Origin of the sequence: Rathayibacter rhapontici, assembly GCF_001995175.1 — a bacterium.
Lineage (GTDB): Bacteria > Actinomycetota > Actinomycetes > Actinomycetales > Microbacteriaceae > Rathayibacter.
The window spans coordinates 1-2,380 of the sequence record NZ_MUKN01000118.1; the positions used below are offsets into that span (position 1 = coordinate 1).

Genomic DNA, 2,380 nt, shown 5'->3' on the forward strand with positions numbered 1-2,380 from the left:
TTGAGCAGATCGCGAGCGATCTCGACCGCCCAGTACGTCAGCACGGCGTCGGCGCCCGCGCGGAGGATCCCCGTCACCGACTCCAGGATCGCCGGCTCGCGCGAGATCCAGCCGTTCGCGGCGGCGGCCTCGATCATCGCGTACTCCCCCGACACCTGGTACGCCCAGACGGGCACGTCCGAGACGGCGGCGACGTCGGCGAGCACGTCGAGGTAGCTCATGGCGGGCTTCACCATCACGACGTCGGCGCCCTCGGCGAGATCGAGCGTCGCCTCGCGCAGTCCCTCGCGGCGGTTCGCCGGATCCTGCTGGTACGTGCGGCGATCACCCTCGAGGGTCGACTGCACCGCCTCGCGGAAGGGCCCGTAGAAGCTCGACGCGTACTTCGCCGAGTACGCGAGGATCGCGGTGTCGAGGTGGCCCGACTCGTCGAGCGCCCCGCGGATCGCGCCGACCTGGCCGTCCATCATCCCCGAGAGGCCGAGCAGGTGGGAGCCGGCCTCGGCCTGGGCGAGCGCCATCTCCTCGTAGCGCAGGAGGGTCGCGTCGTTGTCGACCCGGCCGTGCTCGTCGAGCACCCCGCAGTGCCCGTGGTCGGTGAACTCATCTAGGCACAGGTCGGTCTGCACGACCAGCGCGTCGCCGACCTCCTCGACGACCGCGCGGGTGGCGGCGTTGAGGATCCCGTCGGGGTCGGTCGCGCCCGAGCCGACCGCGTCGCGCGTGGTCGGCACGCCGAAGAGCATGACGCCGCCGAGACCGGCGTCGGCCGCCTCGGTCACCGCGCCGCGGACGCTGTCCAGCGAGTGGTGCATCACCCCGGGCATCGACCCGATCGGACGGGCCTCCGTGATGCCCTCGGCGACGAAGAGGGGGAGGACGAGCTGGGCCGGGTGGATGCGGGTCTCCTGCACGAGCCGGCGCATCGCCGGGGTGGTACGGAGTCGCCGCGGACGGATGGCGGTCATGCTTCCAGCCTAAACCGGCGCGGAGGGGCGGCCGCTGGAGCAGGACATCGGCTGAGAGGCGGCTGCTCGTGTTGTCAGCCGGTGTCCTGCTCCTGGCCGATGCGGCCGGAGGCAGGACCGGCGGCTCAGCGGCTCGCGCGCTCCGTGGCCACGCGGGCGACCGCCTCGATCAGGGACGACGCCGAGCGCTCGTCGGCGACGACGTCGACGCGCAGGCCCGAGGCGCGCGCGTCCTTGGCGGTCTGCGGGCCGATGGCGGCCACGAGGGTCGATTCCGGCACGGGGCCGAGCTGCTGCTGCACCTGCTCGGCGACGCTGCCCGAGGTGACGAGGATCGCGTGCACCGCGCCGCTCGCCACGTCGTTCACGACCCGGTCCTCGACCGGGACTCCGACGGTGCGGTAGGCGACCACCGAGCGCACGTCGTGGCCGATGCGCGTGAGGCCCTCGGTGAGCAGGGGCTTCGCGATCTCGGAGCGCAGCGTGAGGACGCGGAGGGGGTGCTTGCCGCCGGTCGCCTCCTCCCACTCGGCCAGGAGGCCGCGGGCGGAGTTGTCCTCGGACGGCACGAGATCGACGGCGTAGCCGGCGGCGACCAGCGCGGCGGCCGTGGTCTCGCCGACCGCGGCGATGCGGGTGGTCGGCGGCACCGTCGTGCGCAGGAGCGAGAGCACGTCGACGGTGGTCGCGCTCGTGACGGTCATCCAGTCGAAGGCGCCGCCCTCGAGGTCGGCGAGCGCCCGCTCGAGCGCGGGGAAGTCGTCGGTCGGCGCGAAGTTGATCATCGGAGCGACGACGGGCGAGGCGCCCTTCGCGCGGAGGGCGGCGGCGACGCCGTCCCCCCACGGGCCTCCGCGGGGGACGAGGACGCGCCAGCCCTGCAACGGCTTCTCCCACTGGGAGTAGGCGGCGGGCACGATCACGACGAGGCTCCCAGGGGTGCGAGTTGGGCGGCACCCGCACCGAGAAGCGCGTCAGCGAGCAGCGAGCCGCAACGGAACGCGGCTTCGACGACGGGCAGTTCGCGACCACCATACTGCGAATCCGAACGAAGTCGACCCTCGTCCGGGGATCCGTCGCCGATGGGCTGCCGGACCTCCTGCGAGAGGGACGCCGTGCCGTCGGTCGCGAAGACCACTCCGTGCAGCACCACCTCGTCGCCGACGACGGACCCCGTCGCGCCGATCGGAGCGGCGCAGCCGGCCTCCAGCGCGGCCAGCAGGCTGCGCTCGGCGGTGATCGCGGCGCGGGTCGGCGGGTGCTCGACGGCCGCGAGGGCCGCGCGCAGCTCGTCCGACGGCTCCTCGTCGCGCACCTCGATGGCGAGGGCGCCCTGACCGGGAGCGTGCGGCGAGACGCCGAAGTCGAGCAGCTCGGTGATCGCCTCGGTGCGGCCCAGGCGGCGCAGCCCC

Annotated in this window: 2 protein-coding genes and 1 pseudogene; all 3 read right to left on the bottom strand. The window is 73.7% G+C overall.

Features of this window, described 5'->3' with window-relative positions:
* On the bottom strand, positions 1-968 hold a 968-nt coding region (hemB, locus tag B0T42_RS18860; RefSeq protein WP_139344600.1), incomplete at its 3' end, for a porphobilinogen synthase.
* A gap of 125 nt (positions 969-1,093) precedes the next feature.
* Complete coding sequence (locus B0T42_RS18865; protein ID WP_077224494.1) at positions 1,094-1,888, bottom strand: uroporphyrinogen-III synthase; 795 nt, start codon at positions 1,886-1,888, stop codon at positions 1,094-1,096.
* Positions 1,888-2,380: pseudogene (locus B0T42_RS18870) on the bottom strand (hydroxymethylbilane synthase); the annotation flags it as partial. The gene B0T42_RS18865 and the pseudogene B0T42_RS18870, both read right to left, overlap by 1 nt.